Raw genomic sequence first — 7,800 nt, 5'->3', positions numbered from 1 at the left:
GAACAGGCCGACGACCTCGCCGTTCTCGTCGAGGTCGATCGAGTGGGCCGCGGGGGTCGCGCCGAGGCCGGGCATCGTGCGCATGTCGCCGCAGATCGGGTAGACGAAGCCGGCGCCGACCGAGGCGCGGACCTCGCGCACCGGCAGCCGCCAGCCCGTGGGGGCGCCCTTGAGCGTCGGGTCCGACGAGATCGACAGGTGCGTCTTGGCGATGCAGACCGGCAGCGAGCCGAACCCGTTGGCCTCGTAGGACTCGATCTGGCGGTTCGCGGCCGGGGTGTAGTCGACGCCGTCGGCGCCGTACACCTTCGTCGCCACGGTCTCGATCTTCTCCTTGAGCGGGGCCGAGTCCGGGTAGAGGAACCGGAACTCCGACGGCTCCTGCGCCGCCTCGGCCACGGCGTCGGCCAGATCGGTCGCCCCGGCGCCGCCGTCGGCGAAGTGCGTGCAGACCGCCCAGCGGGCGCCCATCTCCTCGGCGATCTCGGCGATCGCGCGGTGCTCGGAGGCGTGGTCGGTGGGGAAGGCGTTGATCGCGACGACCGGCGACACCCCGTGCAGGCGCATGTTCTCGATCTGCTTGCGCAGGTTCGCCCCGCCGGCGTGCACGTCGTCCGGGTTCTCGGCGAGCATCGCCTCCGGCAGCGGCTTTCCGGCCACGACCTTGTACTTGTCGGAGTGCGCCTTGAGCGCGCGCACCGTCGCCACGATCACCGCGGCGTCCGGGACCAGGCCCGACGCCCGGCACTTGATGTTGAAGAAGCGCTCGGCGCCCATGTCCGCGCCGAACCCGGCCTCGGTGATCAGGTACTCGCCGGTCCGGATACCGACCAGGTCGGCGACGATGCTGGAGTTGCCGTGCGCGATGTTGCCGAACGGCCCGGCGTGCACCAGCGCCGGCGTGTTCTCCAGGGTCTGCATGAGGTTCGGGGCCAGCGCGTCGCGCATGATCGCCGCCATCGCCCCGGCGCCGCGGATGTCCTCGGAGGTGACCGGTTTGCCCTCGCCGGTGTAGCCGACCACGATCCGGCCCAGGCGCTCGCGCAGGTCGGTCAGCGACGTGGCCAGGGCCAGGATCGCCATCACCTCGCTGGCCGTGGTGATCTCGAACCCGGTCTCGCGGGGGACGCCGTCCATCCGCGTCCCGAGACCGCTCACGATGTTGCGCAGCGCCCGGTCGTTGACGTCGAGCACCCGCTTCCAGGTGATCGAGTGCGGCTCGATCTCGGTCTCGTTGCCCTGGTAGAGGTGGTTGTCCAGGACCGCGGAGAGCATGTTGTGCGCGGCGGTGACGGCGTGGAAGTCGCCGGTCAGGTGCAGGTTGAGCTTCTCCATCGGCACGACCTGGGAGTAGCCGCCGCCTGCGGCACCGCCCTTGATGCCGAACGTCGGGCCCATCGAGGGCTGGCGGACCGCGATGGTGGCCTTGCGTCCGGTCTTCGCCATCGCCATGCCGAGCCCGACGGTGGTGGTCGTCTTGCCCTCGCCCAGGGGGGTCGGCGTGATCGCCGAGACGATGACGTACTTCGCCTTGGGCCGGTCGGCCAGCGCGTCGATCGCGTCCAGCCGTACCTTCGCGACGTCGTTGCCGTAGGGCTCCAGCAGTGCGGGGTCCAGGCCCATCGCGCCGGCCACCTCGGTCGGTGGAAGCAGTCGGGCCGCCTTCGCGATCTGCAGGTCGTCCACGGGCTCTCCTCGTCGGTGGTCGAACATGGGTCGGCTTCACAGTAGATCGTCGCGGAGCCGCGGGGGTGCCGAGAGCGTCCCGCGGGGACCGGTCGGGCGACCTGACGTGGGACGATCTTGGAAATCCGTTGCGCCGCAGGTCACCGCGTATGAATGAGCATGCGCAGGTCGCCATGGATTGACGTGACCCACGTCACGTCCTAGCGTGGTGTCGTCCCCGGGGAGCGGTCCGTCGGACGGCCGGAACCGGCCAACGGCTACGGCAGGTCATCCGACGACACGGTCCCCGGACCCCGGACCGTGTGTACCGATGTGGCATCCGTGGCGACGGACGCGACGAACGTCACGCTCGTCCGGTGCGCGGCCCGGGCGGGGCCGGGCCAGGCGGGTCAGGTGATGGTGAGGCCGCCGTCCACGGCGACGGTCTGGCCGGTCAGGTAGCCGCCGGCGTCGGAGGCGACGAAGACCACGGCCGCGGCGAGCTCCTCCGGGTCGCCGATGCGGCCCATCGGGATGCGCTCGCTCATCCGGTCGAGGTAGCCCTCCTTGTACTGGTCGGTCATCTCGGAGGCGAAGAAGCCGGGGGCGATCGCGTTCACCCGGATGCCCTTGCGGGTGCCCCACTGCTGGGCCAGGTCCCGGGTCAGCCCGATCAGGCCCGCCTTGCTGGCGGAGTAGGCGGCCTGCGGCAGCTCGGCCGTGGTCAGGGCGATCACGCTGGAGATGTTGACGATGCTCGATCCGGGCGCCATGACCTTGCCGCAGGCCTGCGCCATCCAGTAGCAGCCGTTCAGGTTCACGTCGATGACCTGCGTGAACTGCTCGGGGGTCTCCCGCGTCGCGGGGACGGCTGTGCCGATGCCGGCGTTGTTGACCAGCACGTCGACGCGCCCGAAGTCCTCCATCGCGGCGTCGACGAGCCCCTGGCAGTCGGGCTGGCTGGCCACGTCGGTCGGCACGGCCAGCGCCCGGCGGCCCAGCCCCTCGACCATCGCGACGGTGTCGGCGAGCTTGTCCGCGCGCCGGGCACCGAGGACGACGTCGGCGCCGGCCTCGGCCAGCGCGCGGGCGAAGGCGACCCCGAGCCCGGACGAGGCACCGGTGACGACGGCGACCTTGCCGTCGAGGCGGAAACGATCCATCACGGTCATGTCGCGCACCTTATGCGGCGGGCGCCGGACCCTCACGCGGAGCTTTCGTGCGACACCGCCGCACGAAAGCTCCACGAGTGCGCGCCCGGACGCGGCGCGGACGGGGTCAGGACAGGCTGCGGCGCTTGCGGGCGACGACGGCCCGGTAGTGCAGCGGGGCGCGGGTGGTGGCCAGCCGGTGCTGGTAGGTGACCGCCCCGAGCTCCTCCAGCTCCCCGGAGGCCATCAGCGACTTGATCAGCCCGGAGAACCCGCTCTTGTCGGTGTCGGACAGGAAGTCCGCGCGCAGGGTGAACGCCAGCCACCCGTCGTCGCGGACCATGTCGAACGCGGCGCGGAACGCCTCCGGCGGGATGTCGCCGAAGCCGAGCGCGGCGACGCAGGCGAGCGCGTCGAACCCGCCGCCTGCGATCTCGTCGGCCTCGCCCTCGCCGAGGTCCGTGAGATCCACCACGCGGTAGTCGTCGTAGACCTCGGGGCGGTCACGCAGCGCGGCGTCCTTGGCCTCGCCGATGATGTCGACGCCCACCACCTTGGTGATGCCGCGCGCGCGCAGCTCCTCGGCGACGATGCCGTTGCCGGCGCCGACGTCGAGCACCCGCAGCGCGGACGGGTCGATGTTCTCCCCGGCCAGCTGCTCGGCGAGCAGGTCGCACACCACCGGCGGCGACTGGCACTGCAGGACCTCGTAGAACAGCCGCTCGTAGAGCCCGGGGACCTGGTAGATGTCGGAGTAGTCGTGGAAGCGCAGCTCGCGCCAGCCGGAGCCGTCGTCGACGAGGCACCACTCGACGTCCTGCTCGTAGCTCTGGGTCGCGTCGGGCAGTGCGAGCCGGAAAGCGGGGGCGGATCGTGCATCGGCCATGAGGGGACCTTCCTGGTCGAAGACGGGGGCGGTGCCCGGTCGGGGTGGAGGAGCACGGCGGGGTCTCAGCCGGCGGCCACGAGGACACGGACGCCACTCACAGTAGTCGAGTCGGCGCCCCGGTGCGGGTGAGCAATCCCGCTCCCTGCGCTGGGCACAGCCCTTGCGGGGAATGACACGATCACCCCAGAGCCCGGCGCGGGTGTGCGCCGGACACCGATGGAGCATTGCCGAACACCGAGGAGAAGCACGCAATGACGCAGTCGCAGACCCGTACCGCGATCGTGACCGGCTCGGCCCGGGGGATCGGCGCCGCGACCGCCGTCCGCCTGGCGGCCGACGGTTTCGCGGTGGGTGTGGTGGACCTCGAGGAGTCCGCCACCAAGGCCACCGTCGAGACGATCGAGGCCGCAGGCGGGAAGGCCCTGGGCGTGGGCGCGGACGTGTCCGACGCGACCGCCGTGCAGGCGGCCGTCGACGCCGTCGCCGAGAAGCTCGGCCCGCCGACCGTGCTGATCAACAACGCCGGCATCACCAAGGACAACCTGCTGTTCAAGATGACCGAGAACGACTGGGACGCCGTGATGGGCGTACACCTGCGCGGCTCGTTCCTGATGACCAAGGCCGTGCAGAAGCACATGGTCGACGCGAAGTGGGGCCGGGTCGTCAACCTGTCCTCGACCTCCGCGCTGGGCAACCGCGGCCAGGCCAACTACTCCACCGCGAAGGCCGGCCTGCAGGGCTTCACCAAGACCCTGGCCATCGAGCTGGGCAAGTTCGGCGTGACCGCCAACTGCATCGCCCCCGGCTTCATCGCCAGCGAGATGACCAAGGCCACCGCGGAGCGCCTGGGCGTGGACTGGGAGGAGTTCAAGACCGCGCGCGCCCAGGAGATCCCGGTGCAGCGCCCCGGAAACCCGGAGGACATCGCGAACATGGTGTCGTTCTTCGCGAACGAGGCATCGGGCTTCGTCTCCGGCCAGGTCATCTACGTGGCCGGCGGCCCGAAGGCCTGATCGGGGAGACTCGACGAGGCCGACATGACGAGCTTGCGGGCACCGCTGCTGCTGCCCCCGCCCAGCGGGCCGGACCGGTTGTTCCGGGTCGGCCCGCTGCGGGTCGAGTCCGGCGCCGGCCGGGACCCGCTCGGCCGGGACACCGTCGTCGCCGCGAGCATGCGGTCCGGGCCGTGGTGTCACGGTCCGGACGGTCGCCCCGGCGTCGGTGCGCTCTGCGTGCTGCTCGACGCCGTGCTCGGCCAGGCGACGATCGTCGGCCGCCCGGACGGGCACTGGCCGGTCACCACCGAGATGACCGTGGACCTGTGCGGCCCGGTCCCCGACGACGGCGGCACGGTCACCGTCCGGGCGTGGGTGGTGCACGCCGGTGACCGCAGCGTGCTGGCCCGCGGCGAGGTCCTGGGCCCGCACGGCGAGCTGATCGGGGTGGGCACCGAGTGGGGCCGCTTCCTGCCCGAGGTGCCCGACCTGGACGAGCTCGCCGACCCGCACGCCGGCGCCGCGCCACCGGACGGGGACGCGGCGGCGGTGCTGGGGGCCACCTTCCCCGGCCACGCGGTCACCCCGGGCGGAGCGGTGGAGGAACGCCCGACGCTGCTGCTGCCCGGTTCGCCCGCGCTGGCCAACGAGCGCGACACCATGCACGGCGGCATCCTCGCCGCGGTCGGCGAGCTGGCGGCGGTCGCGGCGCTGCCCTCGACGCCGGAGCGGCCGCTGGTGACCGCGTCCCTGCACGTCACCTACCTGCGCCCGGCCGGCCTGGACGCCCCCACCACGGTCGGGACCGACACGGTGCACGCCGGGCGCTCGTTCGGCGTGGTGCGCGCCGACGTCCGCAACGCGGCCGGCAAGCTCGCCGCCGCGGCGACCGTCACCCGCCGCGCGCTGGACTAGTTTCGACCTCGAGCGAGCAGCACCGGAGGAAGGGCGACGACCGTGCACCCGATGACCAGCGAGTCCCTGACCGACGAGGTGGTGGCCAGCGTCGAGAACGCGCCACCGCGGACCCGGGTGGTGCTGCAGGCGCTGCTGCGCCACCTGCACGCGTTCGCCGCGGAGGTGGACCTGACCACCGACGAGTGGGAGGCCGGGATCGACTTCCTGACCCGCGCCGGGCACATCACCGACGACGAGCGCCAGGAGTTCATCCTGCTCTCCGACGTGCTGGGGCTGTCCATGCAGGTGGTGGGCCTGAACGCGGCGCAGGACCCGCGGGCCACCGAGTCCACGGTGTTCGGGCCGTTCTTCGTGGACAAGACCCCGCAGGTCGGGCTCGGCGACGACATCGCCGCAGGCGCTCCCGGTGAGCCGTGCTGGATCGAGGGCACGGTGACCGACGTGCACGGCGCGCCGATCGCCGGTGCGCGCGTCGACATCTGGGAGACCGACGGCGACGGCGTCTACGACGTCCAGTACGGCGACTCCCGCACCGCGGCCCGCGGCTACCTGCTCACCGGTGACGACGGCCGGTACGCGTTCTGGTCGCTGCGCCCGGTCGCCTACTCGATCCCGTCCGACGGCCCGGTCGGGGACCTGCTCTCGGCCACCGGCCGGCGCACCATGCGCCCGGCGCACATCCACCTGCGCGTCACCGCCGACGGGTACCGGCAGCTCGTCACGCACGTGTTCGACCGGACCGACCCCTACATCGGCGAGGACGCCGTGTTCGGCGTGAAGGAGTCGTTGATCGTGGACTTCGAGCCACAGGACCCGGGCACCGGTCCGGGCGGGCGCGAGCTCGACGCGACCTGGTACCGGGTGTCCTACGATCTCGTCCTGGCCGACGCGTGAGCGACGGGCGGCCTCAGGTGCTGGCCGGGACCTCGACGATCGCCCAGCCCGGGATGTCGGCCTGGTCCGGGACCGGCACCGGGTCCCCGCTGAGGTTGACCATCAGCACGTTGCCCTCGTCGTCGCGGAACGCGGTGAGCGGGCTGCCCTGGGCGCGGCCGAACTCGACGTTGCCCTCCTTGAGCCGCGGCACCAGCCACGCCCAGGCCGAGGTCAGCGGCGTCGGCTGTCCTCCGTCGGCCTCGCTGGCAGGGCTCCACAGCGACGAGTACTCCAGGTCCGTGCTGCCCTCGGGGCCCCACAGCAGCGCGCCGCCTGCTCCGGAGCGGGCCATCGCCGAGATGGCGGCGAGCGTGCTCACGGCGCTGGCAGGCTGGTCGTACCCGGCCTCCGCGCCGGCCGGGACGTTCGCGTAGAACTCGGCCCACCAGATCGGGAGCTGGGTCCGCTGCTTGATCCAGTCGTTGACGACGGCGAACTTCTGGGCCCCGACGTCGACCGGGCTGATCGCGTCCTGCACGCCCTTGTTCGTGGTCGAGCCGTCGACGACGATGAAGTCGGCGCCGGCGTTGTTCTTGATCCAGTAGTCCAGGACGTCGAGCGGGCGCTCGTCCAGCGCGCCCCAGACCCCGGTCACGTCCGAGGCGTCCGGGGAACCGGCGGGGACGCTGTTGGTCACCACGTAGGGCCCGCCGACCTGCACGTCCGGGCGGGCGGCCTTCACGGCCTTGTACACCTGGTTGTAGAAGTCGGTGTAGCCCTCGTAGTCCCAGCGGTTCTCGGACTCGTTGTAGAAGCCCTTGAGCTCGTTCCACACCATCACGCGGTCGACCTGCGGGTAGCGCTTGACGGCCTCGGCGGCGAGCTTGGCGTAGTCGCCGAAGTTCTCCGGGTTCGGGGCCTGCTCCAGCTTCGACCAGTCGGTGTCGCCGGGCTGCCCGCCCTTCATCCAGTCCGGGGCACAGCAGAGCGTCATCATCGCCTTGCCGTTGGTCTCCTCGGTCAACTCCATCCGGCGGTCCAGCGACGACCAGTCGTACTCGCCCGGCGCCGGCTCCGGGTTGAGCGTGCCGAACCCCATCAGGTGGTGGTTCTGGTACTCCTCACCGGACCCGGACAGGATCTGCGTGCCGCGCTGGCGGGCCTCGGCGGGCTCGGTGTCGTCGAGGCTCTCCCGGGTGTGGGTGACACCGATCTCGGTGGGGCCGGGCTGGGTGCGCCAGGACCAGCCCTGCGACAGGTCCACGGCGCGCGCCGAGGCCTGCTCGGCCGAGCTCGGCTGCGTCGG

General features: G+C 71.9%; 7 protein-coding genes. 3 read left to right on the top strand and 4 right to left on the bottom strand.

Translation table 11 applies throughout. The annotated features are described in order from the left end of the window. The 3 genes from I4I78_RS27205 to I4I78_RS27195 all read right to left on the bottom strand — a co-directional run. A partial coding sequence (locus I4I78_RS27205) for a formate--tetrahydrofolate ligase (protein WP_218614354.1) occupies nucleotides 1-1,713 on the bottom strand: 1,713 nt, incomplete at its 3' end. Between the two features lie 362 nt (nucleotides 1,714-2,075). Then, a complete protein-coding gene (locus I4I78_RS27200; protein ID WP_218614353.1) occupies nucleotides 2,076-2,837 on the bottom strand; it encodes an SDR family NAD(P)-dependent oxidoreductase in 762 nt (253 codons plus the stop codon). Nucleotides 2,838-2,943: 106 nt separating this feature from the next. Beyond that, nucleotides 2,944-3,702, bottom strand: a complete 759-nt coding sequence (locus I4I78_RS27195; RefSeq protein ID WP_218614352.1) for a class I SAM-dependent methyltransferase — start codon at nucleotides 3,700-3,702, stop codon at nucleotides 2,944-2,946. Between the two features lie 254 nt (nucleotides 3,703-3,956). On the opposite strand from I4I78_RS27195, the gene fabG reads away from it, so the two are divergent. Genes fabG through I4I78_RS27180 form a run of 3 tightly spaced genes read left to right on the top strand, consistent with a single transcriptional unit; the run spans nucleotide 3,957 to nucleotide 6,512 of the window. Then, nucleotides 3,957-4,718, top strand: coding sequence for a 3-oxoacyl-ACP reductase FabG (gene fabG, locus I4I78_RS27190; RefSeq protein WP_218614351.1), 762 nt, complete (start codon nucleotides 3,957-3,959; stop codon nucleotides 4,716-4,718). A gap of 24 nt (nucleotides 4,719-4,742) precedes the next feature. Further along, nucleotides 4,743-5,615, top strand: coding sequence for a PaaI family thioesterase (locus I4I78_RS27185; RefSeq protein WP_218614350.1), 873 nt, complete (start codon nucleotides 4,743-4,745; stop codon nucleotides 5,613-5,615). 51 nt (nucleotides 5,616-5,666) lie between these two features. Further along, nucleotides 5,667-6,512 carry a dioxygenase gene (locus I4I78_RS27180; RefSeq protein WP_218614349.1) on the top strand — a complete coding sequence of 282 codons (846 nt, stop codon included), beginning with the start codon at nucleotides 5,667-5,669 and terminating at the stop codon, nucleotides 6,510-6,512. A 13-nt stretch (nucleotides 6,513-6,525) separates the two neighbouring features. Here the strand turns inward: I4I78_RS27180 and I4I78_RS27175 are convergent. Further along, a partial coding sequence (locus tag I4I78_RS27175; protein WP_218614348.1) for a hypothetical protein occupies nucleotides 6,526-7,800 on the bottom strand: 1,275 nt, incomplete at its 5' end.

The sequence above is a fragment of the Pseudonocardia sp. KRD291 genome, assembly GCF_019263595.1.
In the GTDB taxonomy this organism is placed as follows: Bacteria; Actinomycetota; Actinomycetes; order Mycobacteriales; family Pseudonocardiaceae; genus Pseudonocardia.
This window is presented reverse-complemented; position numbering and strand designations above follow the sequence as displayed.

What these genes read in the sequence shown, in the direction of transcription:
- I4I78_RS27200 (WP_218614353.1), bottom strand. Translation starts at nt 2,837, where the DNA reads ATGACCGTGATGGATCGTTTCCGCCTCGACGGCAAGGTCGCCGTCGTC.
- I4I78_RS27195 (WP_218614352.1), bottom strand. Translation starts at nt 3,702, where the DNA reads ATGGCCGATGCACGATCCGCCCCCGCTTTCCGGCTCGCACTGCCCGAC.
- I4I78_RS27180 (WP_218614349.1), top strand. Translation starts at nt 5,667, where the DNA reads ATGACCAGCGAGTCCCTGACCGACGAGGTGGTGGCCAGCGTCGAGAAC.
- fabG (WP_218614351.1), top strand. Translation starts at nt 3,957, where the DNA reads ATGACGCAGTCGCAGACCCGTACCGCGATCGTGACCGGCTCGGCCCGG.
- I4I78_RS27185 (WP_218614350.1), top strand. Translation starts at nt 4,743, where the DNA reads ATGACGAGCTTGCGGGCACCGCTGCTGCTGCCCCCGCCCAGCGGGCCG.